The following is a 20,657-nucleotide window of genomic DNA, read 5'->3' as shown; positions in this document are numbered from 1 at the left end:
TAAATCATATAAGGAGAGCGCAGTGAATCATACATAGTTGAGATCACCGATCACAGAAAACGAATCCAGATACTAATTTTAAGGAGTTTACTATGCCTAATCAATTCGTAAAAAGTTTAATCGTAATGTGTTTGATGCTTTTAGTAATACCGACAACAACAATTTTGGCAGCCTCAGTCGTTAAGGATCCCGTTTTGGCACAAGTCATTCGAACAGATTTGAAGCTATCGGGTAAAAAAGAACTGAAAGCAAGCCATTTGAAGAAATTAAAATCCTTATATTCAATGGATGCAAAACGTAAGATTTCAAGTCTGCAAGGACTTGAATATGCAGTTAACATCGTGGAATTAGTCCTACCTGGCCATAAAATCAAAAATATAAAACCACTCTCCAAGCTGACAAAAATAAACCTATTGGCATTAGATGGCAATCAAATTACAGATCTATCTCCTCTTTCAGGATTACGCAATTTGGAAAGTTTATTGATTAGTGATAACCAAATAAGAAGTCTAGAACCTATGAAAAATTTACGCAATCTTACAAGTTTGCTTGCCAGCGGCAACCAGGTATCGGACTTAAGACCACTTCAGAAGACGAATCTTGAATGGATCATTATGGACCATAATCGGATCCAGGATTTGACACCTTTACAGAATCATCCAACTTTACAATATCTTTATCTGCAAGATAACCTCATTCAGGATATTGCTGTGCTTGAAACGATTCCTCATTTAACCGAGGTATATCTGGGTAATAACCCGCTGAATGAGCATGCGGAGCAGGTCGTGAAAAATTTAGAGAAGAACGGAGTAGTTGTAAGTCTGGAGATCGATGAAGTGGATTAGTCAAAATAAACTAAGTCTGAGAAATTTCATTAATGAAAAATTAATAACTCACTCTTCATACAGCACAAATGAGGCCGTTATACATTAACGGCCTTATTTGTGCATGGCAAAAGAACTAACTGTGTGGGTTAAGAATCGCGAGGATCTGATATCCTCCCAGTTTCCATTGATATGAACATTCTGACGAGCAATGCCTTCTTTTTGAAAGCCAACTTTCTCAAGCACTCGAATTGAAGCAATATTATGCGTCATTACTCCTGCTTCAATTCTATGTAATTTCAATGTATTGAAGCCATGGTCAACGACTAACCGAACAGCCTCAGTCGTATAGCCTCTACCATTGTTTTTTTGATCTAAGTCATATCCGATATATGCACTTTGAAGAGGGCCACGCATCACGTGGAAGAGGCTTACCGTCCCCACTAACATATGATCGGTGTTTGTAAAGATTCCAAAATTATATGCCTGGTCATTTTTTCTATCTTCGGCCTGCCTTTGAATACGCTTAACCTGTCCTTCCATCGTATAAAAATCGTCGGTGCGTGTCGGTGCATAGCTTTCAAAAAAATCACGGTTTTCTTGCTGCAACTGGAGTAGTCCGGCAGCATCATCAACGGAAATATCCCTAATATGTATGTTGACGCTTCTCATAGCAAGCCACTCCTTTTATAAATATTTGTGTAGATTATTGAGCGTTAAGCTCCGCTATCAATCGAGCATAAAGGTGATGTAAATGATAGCATATGTACTATTCAAACTCAAAAATGTAACCTCGTCGAATCTAAAATGATCCTGACCTTTACAAATTAAAAAGCCCAACTTCTCTGCAAAACAAAATTGCGAAAGTGAGCTTTTCAGTTACTTTAGTATTTTTTTGAACGAATACAAAACTGCTAAGTTGATTTTTCAGCTCAGCTATTTATTGAATTCATTAACTGGAAGAAGTATTCAGGTTGATGAGTCTTATTCAGGTAATACCATGAATGTAATGTATCTGGTGCAAAAACATCTAATTTTTTCAGTACTTCCATCGCAAATTCTAGAGGAGCTATTCCTGAGGCAGTAACTAAATTCACATCAGATACCGCAGGTCCCACCTCATAGAACCTTTCTCCTTTATAGTTTGGACATACCATTTTAGTGTACTCTAAATTATTACTTGTATGCTTTCTAGTATCTAAGTATCCCCTATTCGCAAGGGCGTCCGTTGCACCACAAATGGCAGCAACAATAGTGCCAAGCTCTAAAGCTTGGCCAATTCTTTCCAAGATAGGTTGATGAATTTCTTCATTCCAAGTAGTCCCTCCTGGCAAAATTAAAAGATCTTCACTCTCAAGTGTACATTCATCAAGGGAAATATCTGGTTTTATGCTCAGTCTTCCCATCGTAGTAATCATTTCTTTATTAGCTCCTACTGTAATTACGTTTATAGGTGCTACATCTTTTTTGAAGTATCTTCCTGAATTCAGTTCAGCAACTAAATATCCATATTCCCAGTCCGACATCGTATTAAATACATATAGAAAAACTTTTTTCGTTTGCATCCATCAACACTCCAATCACAATTGATATAGCCAACTGTAACACTACTTCACTGACAACTAGCGTCAGGGAAGTCATCCATTTTGATGGAAATTTATTAACTCCGACAAAACCTCAATCATTCTTTTCTTAAGGCTGATTGGCTCAATAATACGAATAGATTTACCGTACGATAATAGGAAATAAGGTACATATGTATGTATCATATCTCTCTCAAAATGAAATACAGCTTGATTTGAAGTCCGCTCTTGCAAATAATGTCCTAAAAACCAATGTTGGCAAATATCAGCTAATACACTTGTATCCCCATGAATAACCAAAGAAATAATCTCTTCCTTATCTTCTATAGTTGGAAGAAAGTTTTTCATAAAAAAGGCACGTGCTGAAAAATGTTCTGGCTGGTCAAACTTATTTTTGGTTAGCATTAGATCTTCAATTCGGTCTACTCTAAAGCTACGGATATCATTCCTAAGATGACAAAATCCAATCACATACCATTTATTATTCCAATAGATAAGTCTGTACGGATCAATCAATCTATCATGTATTTGCTTTCTGCCACTTTTATGGTGGAGGATTTTTACTGAGTACCCGTCTGCTACGGCCTGCTCCAACTCCTTCAAAAAAGGCTGCATCGAGCGTGAACTTAATCGACTTATGACTTCAAGACTAGTTAAATGTTGGTTTATCTTGGTTTCCTGCTCTTGATTTGAGTATTTACTTAGTTTTGAAATGGCCCTATCTAGTGCTTCACCTCCATAATATCCGGCTTCTTCTGCAAAAACTGCAGCATGAAATAGTGAAGTTTGCTCCTCAACATCAAAAAAAAGAGGAGCTTCAATAAAATTGTTCATTAAAGTGTATCCACCGTTATGTCCTGGTTCTGAAATGATAGGTACACCACTTGTTGAAATGGTATCAATATAACGATACACAGTCCTTATATTCATCTCTAACTTTTCCGAGATTTGTTTTGCAGTAATTTTTTCACCTGATCGAAGCATCCATAGAATGGCTAGCATGTTGTCTATTTTAGGCATGTCATTCCACCTCTATATAAATTCTCTTGTTAGTTTAAACCATGTTCTCCAGAGAGCTGTTGAATAAGGATAACGAGTATTCCTTTTGAGAGATCAAATTTTGGGTGATCCGTTGTATAACTTCTTTATCGCGGAGCTCCAGAAAATCTGGGACTAACAAATCCGCAGGTGCTATCCATTTCGAATCAATGATCTCCGCTGTATCTAACTGAAGAGAACCACCGATGATTTCACCAATAAAATGAAATAAAATAACCTGATGATTTGTGCTGCTCATAAAATTGTAAATGCCTGTAGTGGCTGTAAGTTTAACATCATACCCGGTTTCTTCCTTTGCTTCTCGACGTGCCGCCTCTAGAATATCTTCATGATATTCGACTCTCCCTGACGGGAAGTTCCACGTATTCTTAACAGTTGCTTTGTTTTCTTTGATCATAAGCACCTTATCTCCATGTATTATCGAGACACTCACAACCAATACAATCCCGTTTTGAGTCACGCTAAAAAACCTCCATAGTCTGAAAATCAATCTACCTCATCCGAACTTACCTTCCGTTCCCCAATGTTCTCGAAGTAAGAAAAAATATATCAACTGGTCTCTTAATTCTGTTTCTCGTTCAAAATTTAGTTTTCGCAGCAAGTTTATTGATTTTTCATTATCCTGCTCAACCGTAGCTTCTATGAAATCCAAGCTCATCTCTTTGAATCCAAAATCGATAACCGGCTTCAATGCTTCTTGCATGATTCCTCTTCCCCAATATTCCCGGGCTAAATCAAATCCGATTTCAGCTCTAGGTTGTTCGCCTTGAACCCGGCAATGGAAGCCACAAGTTCCAATTAACTCCGCGTTGCTTTTGCTGAAAATCCCCCAGCGGCAACCCGCATCCTCCAGATGAAAACTTATTATGTCTTCAGCTTCAACCTGTCTGTAACGATGTCAGGAAATATCATGGACAATTTTAATGACCTCCGTTAAGTAAATTATTCCAATTTCAGAGTACCACATCACGAAGCTATTCTGCTCAATCGCTTAGGGATGATTGATAATGGATGAACTGACCCGGTGTTTAATCCACACCGCTTGTTTAGTGTCTGAATATTACTGTATTTAGCTTAATGAAAACTACCTCTAGAGTATGAGGTCATAGAAGGTGGGATGGGAAAAATGGCTACTTTATCTACTGGGCCGATAGAAAACAATCCCGTTTCCGGGGTTAGACCGACACAACAGGTTACGATTAGATTGGTCAGTCGTGCTGCGGACTCTCTAACTGTATCTGTCCAGGGGTATGTGCTTAGCACAACAAGAACACTGTATGTGAGCGAAGTAATCAGTATCGCCCCTAACGAAGCAGTGACCCGAAATTATTATGCAGACTTAGATGCTTATGAGTTTGTTTTTGAAACAAGCACGGAAGGTGTGGAAGAGGTAGGTATTTCAGTGTGGGGCAAACAAGCCTCCGGACAATTGGTTGATGCACATCGTGTAGTAGATCACGAAAAAAACAGTTAAGAATATCGAGCAGATAAATCTACTCATAAGAAGGAGATGTAGCGATGAGCTTTTTATCGACAGGGCCGATAGAAAATAACGCTGTGAATGGTGTAAGACCGACTCAGTCGGTTACTGTCAGAATCGATAATCGCAGCGATGTGACAGCTTCCACGGTACAAATACAAGGGTATTACATGAATGGTGGATTGAGGGTTTTGTATGTCAGTGAATCTTTTGACATCGCACCGAATCAAGTAATAACCAACAATTATTTTGCCAACTTTGATGCATTCGAGTTTACTTTTACAACAACGGGGACAGTTAATGATCCAGTTCAAGTATCCGTATGGGGTAAGAGCAGCACAGGCTCTTTGGTAACAGCCCATCGGTTGGTTTCTTCCGAGTTGCTGGGTGAAGTACCAAGCATCACTGGAGTAACGGGTGCGACAGGGTCTCCGGGGGCTACTGGTGTCACGGGTGCGACGGGTTCTCCCGGGGCTACCGGGGTCACGGGTGCAACGGGATCGCCTGGGTTTACCGGAGTAACGGGCGCGACGGGTTCTCCAGGTTCTACAGGAGTAACGGGTGCGACGGGTTCCCCAGGTTCTACCGGAGTAACAGGCGCGACGGGTTCCCCAGGTTCTACCGGAGTAACGGGAGCGACGGGTTCCCCGGGTTCTACCGGAGTAACGGGAGCGACGGGTTCCCCAGGTTCTACCGGAGTAACAGGCGCGACGGGTTCCCCAGGTTCTACCGGAGTAACGGGCGCGACGGGTTCTCCGGGGGCTACCGGTGTCACGGGTGCGACGGGGGCTCCAGGCTCTACCGGAGTAACAGGTGCGACGGGTTCTCCGGGCACAACCGGTGTCACGGGTGCGACGGGTTCCCCAGGTTCTACCGGAGTAACGGGTGCGACTGGCTCTCCAGGCACAACTGGTGTCACGGGTGCGACAGGTGCTCCTGGGTCTACCGGAGTAACAGGTGCGACGGGTTCTCCGGGCACAACCGGTGTCACGGGTGCGACAGGTGCTCCTGGGTCTACCGGGGCTACTGGAACGGCTGGTGCTGGAGCTATCATTCCTTATGCATCCGGACTTCCAGTTGCGCTGACTACCGTATTAGGGGGACTTTTGAATACCTCCAGTTTAGTTGGATTTGGCAACAGTGCTACAGGTGTAAGTGTCAATGGAGGAATCATTGATCTCACAGGCGCTGCAGGCACCCTGCTGAACTTTGCTTTCTCCGCATCGCGTGCAGGAACGATTACTTCACTGGCCGCTTATTTCAGTACAACAGCTGGACTTAGCTTGGTTGGATCTACAGTAACCATAACTGCACAATTATTCAGATCCACTACACCTAATAACTCCTTTACAGCTGTACCGGGTGCACTGGTAACCTTGACGCCTCCATTGACCGGGGTCTTGGCCCTGGGCACAATATCCAGCGGATTGACAACAGGACTGAGCATTCCGGTAGCTGCCGGTGACCGCCTGCTCATGGTGTTCTCCGCATCAGTAACAGCGGGAATTGACGTTGCTACAACGTTGGCTGGATATGCAAGCGGCGGTCTTACCATCACTTAAGGAAATTCAGCCTAATATCAAATCAAGAAACAGAGACCCCTCGCCGATTATGGCGAGAGGTCTCTGTCTGTGTATGAGCATACAAGCTCTATTTTGCCGCTTGTTGAACAAAATCAGCCGATCACATTGGTCAGCTGCTTTCTTATTTTTATTATGCTATCGTTCCCCGCTAGCTTAACGATTTGAAAATTTAACTGATCCTTTTTCGTTAGTTTAATACAAACATATCATAGTACTCTTCTATGCTCCTAAGTAAAAAGGAGGTATACAAAAGGGGGGTTAGGATCATCCTATTACTAATAAATAGTAGTACTAATTATTAGGAGAGGAATGACGCTTATGAAAAAGATATTCAATGCTTCAATTGTTATTTTAATTCTGCTTATTAGTTCGACAGCCAATGCCGCATCCACCGCTACCAAAATACCGAATGCAACTGCAGACTCAGTCCAACTTGTTGAAAAAACAAAAAGTAAGATTCTCGATACTGATAATATTTCTTCCGTTATAGAGACAAGTTGGAGCTCTGTTTATTATGATTTTTATGGGGAGCCGGGACATAATTTTACTGTAACATGGCAAAAACTTGTTAATGGTAAGTATGTAACCCAACAAGTTTGGGAGGATAATTTTGATGAAAAAGGCCAGAGGCCAGGATCTTGGGCACAGGGGGCCAACACATCATGGAAAGTTCTTTTAGAAGATTCTGATAACGAATCTTCTGCAACATACACCTACACTATTGGTAACAGAAGTAAAAAAAGTCCTTAGATTTTATAAGGGCTTTTTTTATTTATTAATTACCCAAAATTAAGTTAACAAAATTTCAACAAATATAATAAGAATGTGTTCAGTAGCTATCTTTATTTCTTTATTTCAACTAACCTGCCTGTTAGTTGAACAAAAGCAGCCGATCACATTGATCAGCTGCATTCTTAATTCTATTGAACTAATGTATTCCGTTATTTTAAAGAAGGATGATTGGAGTTGAATAATAATTGGTTTAATCCTGTAATCACTTGCCAATGATTAAATTAATTAAAAAGTGACCACATAATGGTGACCAAGAACCACGGAGAAACCATCTCTACTTCTTTCTAACCGGAATCCATACCTCACAGATTGAATTTTGATACCTATCATCAACCCAATAATATTTCTCTATACATGGCCCTTCCACTTGTTCAAAATTCGTCGAGGGGAACCACTCGGAATAGATACGTTTCCAAATATTCAAAATACCCAATCCAATTTCCACCTCGTCCGGTATCTCCTCCCTACACTCAAATACCGCATAAGTTTGACTAGGAACATGAAGGATGTTAAATTCATCCGTAACCTGTTGTCCATTCGGTAGTTCTACTCCCATCAAATAACGTTTTGAACCATCCTCATTAAAGTCATAATGATAACCGTTCAGCAGTGATCCCGCTGGTCTCCCTACCAACTCGTTAATCCGATCATGAATACCATTCTTCCAAATGTCCTCCACAAACAGGGGTATCTCCTTGTAGGCATCATTTTGGATAGAAACGTTCTTACCAAATACCGTTGATTCCATTTCCTCCACGATTCGATAATTCATCTCGGTTTCTCCTTTAATTTGAACTTGAAAGGAGATTCGAGGAAATGCTTTAAGTCTCACATTCATTTTCTTAGCCGCACGAGGTGTAACCCCATGCATCCGTTGAAAAGCTTTCGTAAATGCCGCCGGACTGTCGTAACCGTACTTAAGCGCGACATCAATGACTTTACAATCCGTTCCCGCTAACTCATGCGCCGCAAGCGTAAGCCGCCTATTCCTCACGTACTGAGTTATAGTCACACCGGTTACTGCATGAAACATGCGCTGAAAATGATATTTTGAAGTCATTGCTGACCTAGCAACATCCTCAATCTCAATCGGCAAGTGCAGATGTTGTTCCACATAATCAATGGATTGACGAAGCAACTTAAGCATCTCCACGATCTCACGCCTCCTTTCTACTACAGTGTAAAAGAACAGTTGAATATCTTCTTGTTTAGAAGTGCTCCATTTTGTCTAGAAACTTAAGTGGTAAATGAGAGGATTAGTAATTCTTTAGTATGTACCATTCGTAACCGATTACAATCCCCTGATATTTAACTTAATATGAATACATATTAAAAGAGCGCTACCGATACCTTAAGAGAAACAACTGCTGTGGTGTGGCAAACTGTTCTTTGATTTCACCTGCCAGTTAATTAAATTAAAAGCAGCCGAACATTGAAGTCAGCTGCTTTCTTGGTTATATTAAGTTATCGTTTCTACGTTAATTTAATTCAATGGAGAAATCTTTTCACTCTGTGATGTGCTTGGGTACTTTGGGTGGATTACCAGCGACTATAGTAATCATAAATATTAAAGAAAGTAATTTATGTACTTCTGTGTTCTATTTTTTCATAAAGATCTTGCCCGTCATAGCTGCGATCTGTAACTACATCCCTTATGAACCGAACACCATTACTGGAATCTCCTCCAAACGAAGCCCCACTAAGCGCTCCTAACCCCATAATAAATGGATATAATATAACGGTTAATACTCTTTTCATTTCTTCAACCCCTATTCCTTTTATAGGTAATTTTATTATCATATTCCTATTTTTACGAATTTAAAGTTTAGAGGTTTCAGATCTCTCCAAAATAAAATATGTACGAGAAAAGTATGGATAATCAAGAAATTAGCAGAGATTTAATTAAAACAAGAGCGTTTTACTATCAACTATTAACTACTATATGTACTTCTACTGTTGTATCAGTTTCATTAATGTAAACTAACCTGCCCGTTGCTTGAACTAATGTTTCCCGTTAGTCTAATGAACCTCTATTATGCATTTGAATAATTAATCAAGACAACTCCTGACTAACTAAGGAACGAAGGAGTACCCCAAGTATCCGCAGAAGAACTTCGGCTCGTGCTCCTAGTTCGTATCTTCCTATAGTTGAACGGAAAAGAAGTATCTTTATATACTAAAAGTGAGACCTTTAGATCTAAAGTAATCTTCATCTTGTCTAACAAAAAGTTCATAACGTTTCTTTAACCATTTAAAGACCTACTCATGATGGTTGTATTTATACATGTATGAGTGATCCGGTAGGACGTCCAAATTTTTTTAAAAATAATCCCAACCTTTATTTCGCCTGGCACACTATATAAATGTCAGGAATTACAGATGCAACTATGGAGGCAAAAATGGATTCAATTGGTAAAAACGAAAAAGAAGCGGCGGAAGCGATTCGGAGCTATGTCAAACCGATTTTCGGTTTTGCCTTAAACCGGGTCAAGCAACGTGCCGAGGCGGAGGATCTGGCTCAGGAGATTATGCTGCAGTTGTTGAAATCCTTCTCTGGGGTGCGGGACATTAGAAGCCTTGACGCTTACGTCTGGACGGTTGCCCGATACACTTGGGTAAATTGGTTGAATAAGCGTGCGCATGCTCCCCAAGCGATCGAAATCAACGGCATGTCTGAACTGTCTGCCGCCCCTTCCCGGGAACCGCTTGACCGTCTGCTGGCAACCGAAGCTTCACGCGAGCTGCGCCGAGAAGTGGCGTTTCTGTCCGACATCCATCGCCGGATCGTGGTCATGCATTACTACGATGAGCTTAAAATCGGCGATATCGCGATTGCTCTGAACATTCCTGTCGGCACGGTGAAGTGGCATTTGAGCGAGGCTAAAAAGAAGTTACGGAAAGGGATGAAACGTATGCGTACAACAGGAACTTTAAGTGTCAATCCGGTCAGCATGGGGGAAATGGGCCATTCCGGTTCGGCCGGCAGTTTGGGCGAAACCAACGATTTTCTTGGACGCGCCTTGGCGCAAAATATCGTTTACGCGGCTTATCACAAGGCGCGGACCGTACATCAAATCGCGGAGGAACTGGGTATGCCGCCGTCTTTGTTGGAAGACGAAGTCCGACACCTGGCCGATTACAATTTTCTCATCCAAACCTCTCCCGGCAAATATCAAAGCAACACCATCATCTGGGACCTCTTCGAATTGGCCGTAGCCGGTCATCAATTTTGGCAAGATTGCGCCGCCGAAGTGGCTGATGTTCATTTTGACGCGTTAATGGAAGTTCGCCGGCAAGTTGAGGATAGCGGAGTGTACGTTCCGGACGGCGACTATAACTTCCTGCTCTGGACCTTGCTGCCCAAGAACATCGAGGAGCAATCTTGGCGGAGCATGCCAGCAGGCGAAAACTTCGACGCAGTCGCACCAATACGAAAGGATGGAGGTCAATATATTGCCTATGCAGCGTTAAATCGGAGCCACTATACCGATCCAGGTTTTGATATGAGTAGTTACGTCACCTTCGGTCCGTCTCTCCGCTACGTCGAAGACACTCCCTTATACTTGTGGCAATTCAATACGTACTGGAGCGACCGCGAAACGGATTGGCGTTTCCTGGAATACCGGAATGTCGAGATTTGTCATGCGTTCCAACAAGGGGAACTGCCCGACAACGAAGAGAACGCCGAGCAATATTCGTTCCTGCTGGAGAAGGGGTACATCCGCAAGACGGAGGAGGGGTACAAGTTCAATGCGGTTTGGATCGACTCTCCGCAAACGTTGGATCAGTTGAACAAGGCAATGCCGGACTTGTCCGCTCTGTATGCACCTGCTGTCGGCAAGCTCTACGACAAAATGCTCAACCTGTTCCTGCAAAATCAGCCGAAGCATTTGGAGCCGCAGCTTGCTTACATGGTAAGAGGCAACACCGGCGGAGGCCGGCTGGTCGCTTATATTTTGAAGCATTTGATCGATAACGGGAAGTTGAAACCGCCATTGCTGCACCAGCAGAAGACGATTTCAACCTGGATGGGGCCGGTCAAGTAAGTTGGTTTACACAAAACTCTGTCTTTCCACTCTGCCTGTCCAATGATGTGATTAGGACATAGCTATTTCACCACATCCCCCTCCTGAACGTATGAAAATGATTAAAACTACCCGCTTGTTGAACAAAAGCAGCCGATCACATTGGTCAGCTGCTTTCTTTGTTTTAACGCTATCGTTTTAATTTAGTTTAATGAAGGTCTGCATACTTTACTCTTGTTTTGAAGCATGGTCATTGCGTCCTTATATTCAAATATTATCGTAATTCCATTATGCTACTTAATTTTTGAAAATCACGACCATATGCTTGCTTCCCATATATTCAACGGAAGTATTTAACTGCTCCGCCACAAAACGAACAGGAACGAACGCACTGCCGTTCTTCAGAAGTAAAGGAGCATCTTGCATCACCGTTTGCTGGTTTACTTTTACCTGCCTGTTCCCTACAACCCAACGAATCGTTTTACCATCCTTCTGAATCGTTACCTCTTTGGTGCTCTGGTTCCAATTCACGGCTGCCCCAAGCTTCTCGGAGATGAAACGAATCGGCACATAGGTACGTCCTGTCTGAATAAATGGCGCTGCGGTAATACGATAAGCACTGTCTCCTACATAAGCAGTCGTGCTGCCGATCACCAAGCGCTGTGTCTTACGCTGACCGCCAGGCAACTCATTTCCTGCCATTTTCACAAATAGTTTATATGTTTTCGATCCCTTGGTTAAATCTAAATAGTTATTTTGCAGTTCAAGTGGTTCAATGAATGCACCTGTATCATAATACGGTAAAAAACCACGTTGTTGGAGCGGCTCTAAATCCCAGACTCGATTGTTTTTCAAATAGAGGTAAGACAATCTTTGAAGATTTCTCAACGGCTCCAAATCATAGATCAGGTTAGATGATAAATCCAGAGAAAGTAAGTTAGTTAATTTAGATAACGGAGTAAGATCTTTGATGTTATTATTCGCAGCATCGAGTCTCCAAAGATTAGCCAATCCTGCTAGCGGCTTTAGATCTGTGATCTTGTTAGAACTTATGGACAACGTATTTAGATTAACTAGTCCCGCTAGCGCTGAAATATCATTCAACCGGTTCCTTGATAACGATAAATCTGTCAACTTCGTTAACTTCCCAAGGGGCTTAATATCCTCAAATTGATTGTCACTCAAATCCAAAGTCGTCACATTGACTGCATACTCCAAACCCTGCAAACTCTTAATTCCTTTACCCGCTAAAGGAACGTCCGTCAGTGACTCTAAATCCTCTTTTGTTAGGGATTCATCGTCGTTTTTATTCAATAATGACTTAAGTGCTTGCTCTAGATTGGGATCCTCAAAAGCCAAAGGCTGTTGGTTAGACGCCTCCATGTAAGCCTGTCCTGGTAAGCCCAAACATAGGACAAAAATAATTAATAATCCAGCAAGATATTTCTTCATTCTGACCATTCCTCTCAAATCACTGTATAAACTAGCCAATAGTTGTTTAGATTAAGACGCACTTTCCAAAGAAAAGTTGTATTGAAGAGTAAGATAAGTATTCTGCTCGTTAGTTGAACAGCCCATCGAGTTGATCCGTTGCCTTCTTTCTGTTATTGATTCATGACCCGTCTCGTAGTCGATGGCAGCAAACAGTTTGGCTCCTGTATGCTCGCCATGAGTTGTTCTTGCGAGCAGATAAACAAAGTATCTTTAAGGAATCTGAGATAGCAAGAAAATTAGATCAAATCGGACCTAATACGAATCAACTAATTTTTGAAGGCGAGTTTTTTTAAAAGTAGATGAATCAACATTTCTTAAATCGTATCCCAATTCGTTACTCTTAAATGAAACAGATGAAAACCCGACTGATACTGATGTTCCATCAAGTTTACGGTCCGATAGACATCTTGGTGAGTCGCCTGATAGACCAGCTGGAAAGCTGACTCATCACCTAATATTGCTTTTTCAAGCCATTGAATTAACTCTTTATCATTCATGGGGGCCCCTCCTGAACGTGATACAAATCTTAATTCGCTCCCGTGTGGGAAAAGGTTCAGTAGACGAAAAAACTTTTTTAATAGCCTTTAGTATTAGCTTTTCTTAGTCAAAGCTGTTCTCCTGCAAAACCAAGGTGTATATGGAAGCATAGCAAGGCTGTATAAATGGTTTCTCAATAAAAAAAACAGTCGATCCCAATGACCAACTGCCGCTCTGTTTATATTAATCTAAAGTTTCCTGTTAGCAGAATACTTAATTTTTAATCCAATCATTGAAATGATCTGCTACAAATCGAATTTCGCTCTCATAGTGAGCCAAGTGTCCTTCATCCACCATTTTTTGAAAGGCCAAGTTCCCTTCCGCAGCACCATTCCTCAACGTATCACACATCGTTGTCAATCGTTGAATAATCCACTGACACAGTTCATTAAGGATGGGAATTCCATAGGATTCAAAAAACAATTGGATTCGTCGACTTCGCTCTCTAGAGTGTAAATCTGATTGGTATACTACCGTTGCTCCCGAGGAATGGTTAGGCTGAAAGCTGGCAAGCGGAACCGATGTATACAGGGTATACGCGATGTCCCACATGCGGGGACCGGGGCCAGCCATGTCAAAATCGATCAGCGCTACAGGATTCTCATTTTGAAAAACAACGTTATACAACGCAGCGTCATTATGACATATCACTTCGTGCTCACGATCGTCGGCATAACTAAGCTGCCATTCGCCATTTCCCATGAGAGAAGACCCTTCAGTCGCATCATGAAAACGGCGTAAAAGACAAGCTAAACCCACAAGCGTTTCATCTGACCACATATAAGGTTCAAGTTCAGGATACTCGTTTCCCGGGACTTCCCCTGGAATGAATGATAATATTTCACGGTCAGAGTCGTCGATTCCGAGGAATTTTGGTGCCCCCTCAAATCCTTGCTTCTCTAAATGTTCAAGCAGCTCATGAACACTCGGACTCCAATAACCAGTGGGACGGAGAACCATATTCTCCTTTCGTATAATGTGATTCACATTTCCACCCTTCAATACTTCTTCCTGAGTCACTTTGTCTCCCCCTTTTTACACTTAGATAATTGGGTTAGATATCTTTTTATTCTTTAAGGAACAATGACCGACTGCTGCCTTTACTCTTATTGTGCTAACGATTCCCGTTCTGTGAACCAAAAACTGCCCTGGTTGCTTCTATGAAAGATAGCATGATTGGTGAAAGCCACTTGTCTTTATGCCATAACATCTGTGTATATACCTGCAAGTCCGGAATTTGCCATGGAAGGACAACAAGTTCTCCACGTTCAACTTCGGATTCCGCGACGATCTCAGGAAGAAAGGCAATACCGATTCCTGAAATTGCACATTGTTTAATGGCTTCAGCACTTTGAAACTCTAAATATGTAATGCTATCAATGCCCTCTCTCTCAAATGATCGATCAAACATCGTTCGATAAGGACAACCCTTTTCATTCGTCAGAAATACTTCTTCGTGAAAATCTTCGAGCTGAAGCACCGTTCGTTTGGCGAGTGGGTGATCTGGAGCAGCTAACAATCGAAAATGTTCTTCCAGCAAAGGTTCCACGGAAAGTCCAGTCGAACGAATGGGTTCATCCAACATATAAACAATATCTGTGGTCCCCTCAAAGAGCGTTTGTTTGAGCTCTTGGTTCGGAACTGAGCGGAAGATTAGACGAACTCCCGGATGCTGCGAACGAAAACGTTGGAAGACAGGTGGAAGCCGGTAAGAGCAAATGACCTCATTCGCACTTATCGTTAAGGTACCACTTAGTTCTGCATTATCATGGACAGCACTACGGGCTTCGTCCATTTTTTCAAGAATACCTTTGGCGTGTGTTAAAAAGCGTTTACCCGCAGTGGTGAGCGCGAGTTGCTTGCCCAACCGATCAAAGAGGCGAACACCTAGCTCATCTTCCAATGCTTTAATTTGCATCGTGACGTTGGAAGGAACGTAGCTGAGAACTTCAGCTGCCCGTGTGAAATTCAATGTTGCCGCAACCGTACAAAACGTATTCAGTTGACGTAATTCCATCCGATGCTCCCCCTTCATCTTTCAATTTAATTGAATGCTATCTTGAATTCTATTCACTTTTATTGAGAGTAGCACAGCACTATACTGAGCACAAGAGATCACAGTGAACATGTGGTTTTTCATTTTGAAGGGAGCGACTATGCGATGGACTATGAAATTTTTAATTTGGGTGATGTACTTTTACAATCAGGAGTGACGTTACCCAATGCCTTTCTTGCTTATAAAACATACGGAAAATTAAATGAACAGAAAGATAATGTTGTTGTCTATCCCACGGCTTTTGGGGATCAGCATGTTCAGAATGAATGGCTCATTGGCAGCGGAATGGCACTCGATCCAGAGAAATATTTTATTATTGTTCCCAATTTGCTGGGCAATGGGCTATCTTCCTCTCCCAGTAACACGCCTCCTCCGTTTGATCGGGCTAACTTTCCACAGGTAACCATCTATGATAACGTTCGATTCCAGCACCAACTGCTGACCGAAAAATTCGGTATTCAAAAGATTGCTCTCGTCGTCGGGTGGTCGATGGGCGGCATTCAGGCATTTCAATGGGGGGCAAGTTACCCGGAGATGGTCGAACGAATCGCACCTTTTGGAGGTATCGCCAAACCATGGCCTCACACATTTGTGGTCCTGGAAGGCGTGAAAGCTTCGCTGCTATCTGCAGTCGGCTTCGACTCAAGTAAATTAAACCAACTAAGTTCTACAGACATGCGTGCCGTTGGTCGAGTGTATGCCGGATGGGGACTATCACATGCCTTTTATAGAGAAGAGCTTTACCGTGAGATGGGATTTGACACATTGGAGGATTTTGTAGCTGGTGTCTGGGAAGATAGCTTTATGAATATGGATCCTCATAATGTTCTGGCCATGTTATGGACAGGCCAGCATGCAGATATTAGTGCCAACTCTACCTATAACGGAGATTTTGATAAGGCACTTCAGAGTATAAAAGCTCTCGCCTGTATCATGCCGGGAAGCACGGATCTCTTCTGCACAGCGGACGATAATAAATACGAAGCTAAGCGTATACCAAATGCTGTCCTGAAACCAATCCAATCGATCTGGGGCCATTTTGCCGGTCGTGGAATTAACAGTGCCGATAATCTATTTATTGATGACAATCTAAAACACTTGTTGTCACTTAACACGAAAGAATAGAACGTCAATTGTCCTATATTCACAAAACTCTTCTATCCTGCCCGTTAGTAAAACAAAAGCAGCGGATCACTTTGGTCAGCTGCTTTCTTGGTTTTATTGAGCTATCGTTTCCCGTTAGCGGAATACAAAAAACAATTTAAAAGCCCATCAAACTCCCCATTAACCCTGCAAATATTGTCCCGACAATAAAAGCAGCTATATGTATTAATATTCTATATCTTAATTTAGTTGTTGTTAAAGATAAGTATAGTTTCAACATAAAATATAATAAAATGATATTTATTGGCGTCTCAATCAATGCTGAAATAAATCTATTACTAAAAAAGGATGATTCATATAAAAATTCTCTAAACAGAATATCAACAGCAATGCCACAAAATGATACCATGACTTGATAAACAAAAAACTTAAGGTTGTTCATTTAAAGCAAAACTCTCCTTCAAAAGTATAAACTCTTCGTTGAGTAAATCCATTATCTCACCTAATAAATAGCGATATTCATTCAATAAATTAATTGTACTTAAGATAATGCTTTTCGTAACTTGGATAATTTCACCTTCACTAACCTGCCCGTTAGTTGAACAAAAGCAGCTGATCAATACGATCAGCTGCTTTCTTGGTTTTATTGAGCTATCGTTTCCCGTTAGTTCCATGCTCTTATCTATCGAACAAAAAGAAGCAATCCTAAACTACCGCTATGGTACAGGATGAATAATCCTAGACCAATTAAAACAACGGGTACTGCTACGTGTCCATATTCCCCCAAAACCTTTGCTATGACTGGGGCTTTGACAAGTTTGTAACCCAGGAAAATCCATACCGCCAGCATAATGAAGAATACAACTAAAGTTATGATGTTTGCGTTTAGGGACTGCCCAGCAAAAATCGGTATATAAATAGCAATGTTATCTCCGCCATTCGCAATAGTAATTGCAGATACTGCAAATAATGACCCGGCTGTAGAAGTATTTTTATCATCATGATCTGACTCAGTACTTCGAAGATTTAATAACCCCTTAAACCCCAAATAGATTGGAACCAGACCTAATAAGCCAATCCAAGGTACTGGGATTAGAAACGAGCTGAGCGCACCAATGATGCTTAGGGCTATAAGCGAACTAAAGCCAAGATACTGCCCAATTATAATCTGCCGTCTGTTTAGGCTCGCAGAAGAAAGTGCAATGGCTTCTCCTCTTTCTTCAACTTTAGTTGTCCTTAGTTGTGAAAATAATGCCATTAGTACAAAGATATCATCTACGTTTGAAGAGGCAAACGCGACAATGGATGAAATGATGGTTGTAAACATTTTGAATACCTACCTTTCTCATGATTTTGTAATCAACTACTCACATAAATAATCGGGATTACTCCTTTCTCATGATTCTGTATATTTAAATGACAAATAAAAAAGGCCTAATGTATGCAAAAGCATACATAGGCCTAAATCCCAGTTTGAATCAGTGTCAGCACTGATTATCAGTGTCACCACTGATTGACTACGAACACCATAAATGGTGAAAACTGCCCCCGTCCTATGAGGTTAATTATGCGGTTATTAGTTGTATACCATCCATTAAGCATGTCTGTCAATAATTAAACTAACCTACCCGTTAGTTGGACAAATGCAGGCGATCACTTGGTCAGCTGCTTTGTTTGTTGCATGAGCTATAGTTTTTAATAAACAGTATCTTGTTCAATTCCGTTTTATTTCGTACATATCAGCTAACTTCTCATATAGTTTAACTCGCGATCCAAGACCTTCTTGAGAACTCGAGATAATAAGTTCTTCAACTTGTAAATCATCAGCAAGGAAATCTAATTGTTGCTTCAATTCGCTCCATGTACCGATAATTATCGTCGACAAGTAATTGTTGACCATGTATTTTAGTTCATTAGATAATTGGTCAATTTCAAAGTCTTTTACATCAGTCTCAATATTTAAGCCAAGGCCTTTTAAATATCTTAACGCAAGACGACTCTTGAGGTATTGCACCTCTTTGGCTGTTTCAGCACCGATGACAGATATTCCAACAATCGTCCCACTAGCTTCTTTTTTATGCATCTCCCGATACCGTTTGCGGTATTGATTAATGGATTCTTTAGTTCCCGAAGGGTTAAAGTTATAAGCGTACACATAATTCAACTTCTCTTTAGCAGCAAGCTGAGCACTGTATAAACTCGAGCCTAATATCCAGATTGGAGGCAGTTCGACTTCTTCAGGCATAGCTACAACATCTGGGAAGGGATGACTTTCATATTGTGTTGATGTGCTATCGTATCCCATTAGTTCATAGAGTAATTCCTGAAAATTGTCACCTCCATGAGGATTCGGATGAGAACGTCGAATAGCTAATGCAGTCCTCCCGTCCGTGCCGGCTGCACGCCCAATTCCTAAATCAATCCGCTTGGAGTTGAATGTTTCTAATAACTTGAAATTTTCAGCAACTTTTAGAGGAGAATGGTTGGGAAGCATGATGCCTCCGGAACCGACTCTAATATGTTTTGTATTTGCAGCAATCTGGGCTATTAATATCTCTGGTGAGGCACTAGCCACGGATGGCATGTTGTGATGTTCCGTAACCCAAAATCGAAAATACCCGAATTCTTCAGCCTTTTTGGCCAATTTAATGGTATTCATTAGTGCTTCTTGACCTGAGGAATCTAGATCGACCGGTGCCATATCTAATATCGATAATCGTTTAATCATTTACATCATACCACCTTATTGTGTAGTTTTTCTGCCATATTGATAAGGCACCCCCAAATGTTCTCGTAGCGTCTCTCCTTCATAGTCATCATGAAATAGTTGTCTTTGCTGAAGAATAGGAATGACATTCTCAACAAAAGTAGGTAAACCATCATGGGATCTATCGTTAATAATTACAAAACCATCACAAGCACCAGCTTCAAATAACTCTTGCAGTTGATCTGCAACTTGTTCAGGGGTACCTACTACACTTCGATGAAAGTCTGTAATTCCCCCGGCGATTACCTCAAAAGGTGTTTCTCCTTTAAGGAGTCGTTCAACAGCAGTTTTAGAATGAAGCTGATACGGATGAGGGTACAATTTGGCACGAAGTTCTTCCGACAAAGGAAGCTGTAACTGAGAGTAGGGAATGGAGACACTCACCAAGGTGGAAAGATGATTCAATTTTTCTTCGAGTACATATTCATTGTGTAAATTCAAATTATCCATTTGTCGATCTAATGCCTCTTGGTTTGTTTGTCCAAGCGTAACATTTATGCCCATAAAAATTTTGACTTCATCGGGGTCGCGACCGATTACACTACAAACGTCATTTAAATTTTGACGATGTTCCCGCCCACTCTCCACATCGTCAACAATCGAATATATGCCAGAAGAATAAGAAGCTGCGAGTTCGAGTCCTTCCCTTCCGCCTCCAGCTTGAAAAATAACCGGCTGTCCTTGAGGAGAAGGGGGAATAGGAAGTGGACCCCGGGAAGCAACGTGTTGCCCCTGTAAGTTGATAGGTTGAATCTGTGAAGTGTCCGCAAATATTCCGTTGCTAACATCGAGTTTTAGAGCAGATTCACCCCAGCTCCCCCATAATGCTTGCACGATCTGAATAAATTCATGTGCGCGTTCATATCTGCTCTTTCGATCAGCAACATTAGACCCATAATTAGCTGCGATCATTGGATCGCTCGTTGTGACTGCATTCCATCCAATCCGTCCACCACTTAACACATCTAGTGCTTTAAGTTGTCTGGCAACATTGTAGGGTAAATTAAACGTCGTGGATTGTGTAAGCACAACGCCAATTCGTTTGGTTTCGCGGATAATCTGGCTTGTGACAACAATGGGATCAATTGTCGTTGATGGAACATTTGAAGTGAGATCATCTCGTAATGACGGGTGATCCGCCATGAAAAGAAACTGAAACTTTCCTTTCTCAGCCCATTTGGCTATGTGAATGAAGTGATCTGAATCCATATAGGCAGAAGGGTTTGCACCTTTCATCTTCCAAGCAGTTTTTGAAGAACCATAAGTAACATTCTGTGCGCCCAGAATCATTTTTTTTGTTGACGCCATAGAGCAACCCTCCATCTTTTGTAAAAGTAGTGTCTTGTGATATGA

21 protein-coding genes and 1 pseudogene are annotated in these 20,657 nt (G+C 41.5%); 6 read left to right on the top strand and 16 right to left on the bottom strand.

Annotated elements, in window-relative coordinates; all coding sequences use genetic code 11:
- Nucleotides 1-92 precede the first annotated feature (92 nt).
- Nucleotides 93-845: a leucine-rich repeat domain-containing protein gene (locus tag MH144_RS17900; RefSeq protein WP_239302631.1), complete on the top strand. Its 753-nt coding sequence runs from the start codon at nucleotides 93-95 to the stop codon at nucleotides 843-845.
- 115 nt (nucleotides 846-960) lie between these two features.
- Here MH144_RS17900 and MH144_RS17895 read toward each other — a convergent pair.
- The 5 genes and pseudogenes from MH144_RS17895 to MH144_RS17875 form a co-directional block, all read right to left on the bottom strand.
- Nucleotides 961-1,496, bottom strand: a pseudogene (locus MH144_RS17895) (GNAT family N-acetyltransferase).
- 260 nt (nucleotides 1,497-1,756) lie between these two features.
- Nucleotides 1,757-2,389: a type 1 glutamine amidotransferase family protein gene (locus tag MH144_RS17890; RefSeq protein ID WP_239302630.1), complete on the bottom strand. Its 633-nt coding sequence runs from the start codon at nucleotides 2,387-2,389 to the stop codon at nucleotides 1,757-1,759.
- 72 nt (nucleotides 2,390-2,461) lie between these two features.
- Entirely contained in the window at nucleotides 2,462-3,427 is a 966-nt protein-coding gene (locus MH144_RS17885; protein WP_239302629.1) for a helix-turn-helix transcriptional regulator, read from the bottom strand.
- Between the two features lie 34 nt (nucleotides 3,428-3,461).
- Complete coding sequence (locus MH144_RS17880; RefSeq protein ID WP_239302628.1) at nucleotides 3,462-3,926, bottom strand: NUDIX hydrolase; 465 nt, start codon at nucleotides 3,924-3,926, stop codon at nucleotides 3,462-3,464.
- A 36-nt stretch (nucleotides 3,927-3,962) separates the two neighbouring features.
- Nucleotides 3,963-4,334: a GNAT family N-acetyltransferase gene (locus MH144_RS17875; protein ID WP_343226067.1), complete on the bottom strand. Its 372-nt coding sequence runs from the start codon at nucleotides 4,332-4,334 to the stop codon at nucleotides 3,963-3,965.
- Between the two features lie 258 nt (nucleotides 4,335-4,592).
- On the opposite strand from MH144_RS17875, the gene MH144_RS17870 reads away from it, so the two are divergent.
- The 3 genes from MH144_RS17870 to MH144_RS17860 all read left to right on the top strand — a co-directional run bounded on the left by MH144_RS17870 (nucleotide 4,593) and on the right by MH144_RS17860 (nucleotide 7,279).
- Nucleotides 4,593-4,940, top strand: a complete 348-nt coding sequence (locus MH144_RS17870; RefSeq protein WP_239302627.1) for a hypothetical protein — start codon at nucleotides 4,593-4,595, stop codon at nucleotides 4,938-4,940.
- Between the two features lie 44 nt (nucleotides 4,941-4,984).
- Nucleotides 4,985-6,508, top strand: coding sequence for an exosporium glycoprotein BclB-related protein (locus MH144_RS17865; RefSeq protein ID WP_239302626.1), 1,524 nt, complete (start codon nucleotides 4,985-4,987; stop codon nucleotides 6,506-6,508).
- A 339-nt stretch (nucleotides 6,509-6,847) separates the two neighbouring features.
- Nucleotides 6,848-7,279 carry a hypothetical protein gene (locus MH144_RS17860; protein ID WP_239302625.1) on the top strand — a complete coding sequence of 144 codons (432 nt, stop codon included), beginning with the start codon at nucleotides 6,848-6,850 and terminating at the stop codon, nucleotides 7,277-7,279.
- Between the two features lie 316 nt (nucleotides 7,280-7,595).
- Here MH144_RS17860 and MH144_RS17855 read toward each other — a convergent pair whose 3' ends face one another.
- Both MH144_RS17855 and MH144_RS17850 read right to left on the bottom strand, forming a co-directional pair.
- Nucleotides 7,596-8,468 (bottom strand): AraC family transcriptional regulator, encoded by an 873-nt coding sequence (locus MH144_RS17855; RefSeq protein WP_239302737.1) that lies wholly within the window; start codon nucleotides 8,466-8,468, stop codon nucleotides 7,596-7,598.
- Between the two features lie 434 nt (nucleotides 8,469-8,902).
- Complete coding sequence (locus tag MH144_RS17850; protein ID WP_239302624.1) at nucleotides 8,903-9,079, bottom strand: hypothetical protein; 177 nt, start codon at nucleotides 9,077-9,079, stop codon at nucleotides 8,903-8,905.
- A gap of 641 nt (nucleotides 9,080-9,720) precedes the next feature.
- Between MH144_RS17850 and MH144_RS17845 the strand changes: the two genes are divergently transcribed.
- Nucleotides 9,721-11,367, top strand: a complete 1,647-nt coding sequence (locus MH144_RS17845; RefSeq protein WP_239302623.1) for an RNA polymerase sigma factor — start codon at nucleotides 9,721-9,723, stop codon at nucleotides 11,365-11,367.
- Nucleotides 11,368-11,643: 276 nt separating this feature from the next.
- Here MH144_RS17845 and MH144_RS17840 read toward each other — a convergent pair whose 3' ends face one another.
- From MH144_RS17840 to MH144_RS17825, 4 genes are all read right to left on the bottom strand, one after another.
- A complete protein-coding gene (locus MH144_RS17840) occupies nucleotides 11,644-12,798 on the bottom strand; it encodes a stalk domain-containing protein (protein WP_239302622.1) in 1,155 nt (384 codons plus the stop codon).
- A 356-nt stretch (nucleotides 12,799-13,154) separates the two neighbouring features.
- On the bottom strand, nucleotides 13,155-13,337 hold the full coding sequence (locus tag MH144_RS17835; RefSeq protein WP_239302621.1) for a hypothetical protein: 183 nt from the start codon (nucleotides 13,335-13,337) through the stop codon (nucleotides 13,155-13,157).
- Nucleotides 13,338-13,590: 253 nt separating this feature from the next.
- Nucleotides 13,591-14,397 (bottom strand): aminoglycoside phosphotransferase family protein, encoded by an 807-nt coding sequence (locus tag MH144_RS17830; RefSeq protein WP_239302620.1) that lies wholly within the window; start codon nucleotides 14,395-14,397, stop codon nucleotides 13,591-13,593.
- Nucleotides 14,398-14,491: 94 nt separating this feature from the next.
- Nucleotides 14,492-15,394: a LysR family transcriptional regulator gene (locus MH144_RS17825; RefSeq protein ID WP_239302619.1), complete on the bottom strand. Its 903-nt coding sequence runs from the start codon at nucleotides 15,392-15,394 to the stop codon at nucleotides 14,492-14,494.
- Nucleotides 15,395-15,538: 144 nt separating this feature from the next.
- Here MH144_RS17825 and MH144_RS17820 point away from each other — a divergent pair, with 144 nt between their 5' ends.
- Nucleotides 15,539-16,558, top strand: coding sequence for an alpha/beta fold hydrolase (locus MH144_RS17820; protein WP_239302618.1), 1,020 nt, complete (start codon nucleotides 15,539-15,541; stop codon nucleotides 16,556-16,558).
- Between the two features lie 136 nt (nucleotides 16,559-16,694).
- Here the strand turns inward: MH144_RS17820 and MH144_RS17815 are convergent, their stop codons facing one another.
- The 5 genes from MH144_RS17815 to MH144_RS17795 form a co-directional block, all read right to left on the bottom strand.
- Nucleotides 16,695-16,979, bottom strand: a complete 285-nt coding sequence (locus MH144_RS17815) for a hypothetical protein (RefSeq protein WP_239302617.1) — start codon at nucleotides 16,977-16,979, stop codon at nucleotides 16,695-16,697.
- The gene (locus MH144_RS17810) at nucleotides 16,966-17,211 is read right to left on the bottom strand and encodes a hypothetical protein (protein WP_239302616.1); all 246 of its coding nucleotides are present in this window, start codon (nucleotides 17,209-17,211) and stop codon (nucleotides 16,966-16,968) included. The genes MH144_RS17815 and MH144_RS17810 overlap by 14 nt, the downstream gene beginning before the upstream one ends.
- A gap of 8 nt (nucleotides 17,212-17,219) precedes the next feature.
- Entirely contained in the window at nucleotides 17,220-17,864 is a 645-nt protein-coding gene (locus tag MH144_RS17805) for a cadmium resistance transporter (RefSeq protein ID WP_239302615.1), read from the bottom strand.
- 387 nt (nucleotides 17,865-18,251) lie between these two features.
- Entirely contained in the window at nucleotides 18,252-19,265 is a 1,014-nt protein-coding gene (locus tag MH144_RS17800) for an LLM class flavin-dependent oxidoreductase (RefSeq protein WP_239302614.1), read from the bottom strand.
- Nucleotides 19,266-19,280: 15 nt separating this feature from the next.
- Nucleotides 19,281-20,612 carry an NtaA/DmoA family FMN-dependent monooxygenase gene (locus MH144_RS17795; RefSeq protein ID WP_239302613.1) on the bottom strand — a complete coding sequence of 444 codons (1,332 nt, stop codon included), beginning with the start codon at nucleotides 20,610-20,612 and terminating at the stop codon, nucleotides 19,281-19,283.
- Nucleotides 20,613-20,657: the final 45 nt, after the last annotated feature.

Origin of the sequence: Paenibacillus sp. ACRRY (assembly GCF_022346995.1) — a bacterium.
In the GTDB taxonomy this organism is placed as follows: domain Bacteria; phylum Bacillota; class Bacilli; order Paenibacillales; family Paenibacillaceae; genus Paenibacillus.
Note: the sequence above shows the minus strand (reverse complement) of the source record. Positions and strands in the feature narration are given on the sequence as shown.

Bases quoted from the DNA above. Each gene is read 5' to 3' on its own strand.
- MH144_RS17815 (WP_239302617.1), bottom strand. From the start codon at position 16,979: ATGAACAACCTTAAGTTTTTTGTTTATCAAGTCATGGTATCATTTTGT.
- MH144_RS17865 (WP_239302626.1), top strand. From the start codon at position 4,985: ATGAGCTTTTTATCGACAGGGCCGATAGAAAATAACGCTGTGAATGGT.
- MH144_RS17805 (WP_239302615.1), bottom strand. From the start codon at position 17,864: ATGTTTACAACCATCATTTCATCCATTGTCGCGTTTGCCTCTTCAAAC.
- MH144_RS17795 (WP_239302613.1), bottom strand. From the start codon at position 20,612: ATGGCGTCAACAAAAAAAATGATTCTGGGCGCACAGAATGTTACTTAT.
- MH144_RS17845 (WP_239302623.1), top strand. From the start codon at position 9,721: ATGGATTCAATTGGTAAAAACGAAAAAGAAGCGGCGGAAGCGATTCGG.
- MH144_RS17835 (WP_239302621.1), bottom strand. From the start codon at position 13,337: ATGAATGATAAAGAGTTAATTCAATGGCTTGAAAAAGCAATATTAGGT.
- MH144_RS17885 (WP_239302629.1), bottom strand. From the start codon at position 3,427: ATGCCTAAAATAGACAACATGCTAGCCATTCTATGGATGCTTCGATCA.
- MH144_RS17840 (WP_239302622.1), bottom strand. From the start codon at position 12,798: ATGAAGAAATATCTTGCTGGATTATTAATTATTTTTGTCCTATGTTTG.
- MH144_RS17820 (WP_239302618.1), top strand. From the start codon at position 15,539: ATGGACTATGAAATTTTTAATTTGGGTGATGTACTTTTACAATCAGGA.
- MH144_RS17850 (WP_239302624.1), bottom strand. From the start codon at position 9,079: ATGAAAAGAGTATTAACCGTTATATTATATCCATTTATTATGGGGTTA.
- MH144_RS17800 (WP_239302614.1), bottom strand. From the start codon at position 19,265: ATGATTAAACGATTATCGATATTAGATATGGCACCGGTCGATCTAGAT.
- MH144_RS17890 (WP_239302630.1), bottom strand. From the start codon at position 2,389: ATGCAAACGAAAAAAGTTTTTCTATATGTATTTAATACGATGTCGGAC.
- MH144_RS17860 (WP_239302625.1), top strand. From the start codon at position 6,848: ATGAAAAAGATATTCAATGCTTCAATTGTTATTTTAATTCTGCTTATT.
- MH144_RS17825 (WP_239302619.1), bottom strand. From the start codon at position 15,394: ATGGAATTACGTCAACTGAATACGTTTTGTACGGTTGCGGCAACATTG.
- MH144_RS17810 (WP_239302616.1), bottom strand. From the start codon at position 17,211: ATGGAACTAACGGGAAACGATAGCTCAATAAAACCAAGAAAGCAGCTG.
- MH144_RS17855 (WP_239302737.1), bottom strand. From the start codon at position 8,468: ATGCTTAAGTTGCTTCGTCAATCCATTGATTATGTGGAACAACATCTG.
- MH144_RS17900 (WP_239302631.1), top strand. From the start codon at position 93: ATGCCTAATCAATTCGTAAAAAGTTTAATCGTAATGTGTTTGATGCTT.
- MH144_RS17870 (WP_239302627.1), top strand. From the start codon at position 4,593: ATGGCTACTTTATCTACTGGGCCGATAGAAAACAATCCCGTTTCCGGG.